This window comes from Aeromonas sp. Prich7-2, assembly GCF_017939255.1.
Taxonomy (GTDB): Bacteria; Pseudomonadota; Gammaproteobacteria; order Enterobacterales; family Aeromonadaceae; genus Aeromonas; species Aeromonas caviae.
On record NZ_JAGKRI010000234.1, the window covers coordinates 1 to 293 of the forward strand.

Genomic DNA, 293 nt, shown 5'->3' on the forward strand with positions numbered 1-293 from the left:
AATAGCTGTTACAGCTACTCCCAGTTCTGTGACCGTTACAAGTCCTGGTGTCAGTTGCAAAAGCGCTCCATGCGCCAGATCCACAAGGCGGGGGAAAAGCTCTTTATCGACTACTGCGGGCCCACGGTGCCCATCGTGTCGCCGACCACGGGTGAGGTCCGTCAGGCACAAGTCTTTGTCGCCGTGCTCGGTGCGTCCAACTACACCTTTGCCGAGGCCACCTGGTCACAGTCACTGCCGGACTGGCTGCAAAGCCATGTCCGTGCCTTTGAGTTTTTCGGCGGGACACCGGC

Annotated in this window: 1 pseudogene; it reads left to right on the top strand. The window is 59.0% G+C overall.

Going from position 1 to position 293, the window contains the following annotated elements:
* Positions 1–293, top strand: a pseudogene (locus J9892_RS21365) (IS21 family transposase); the annotation flags it as partial.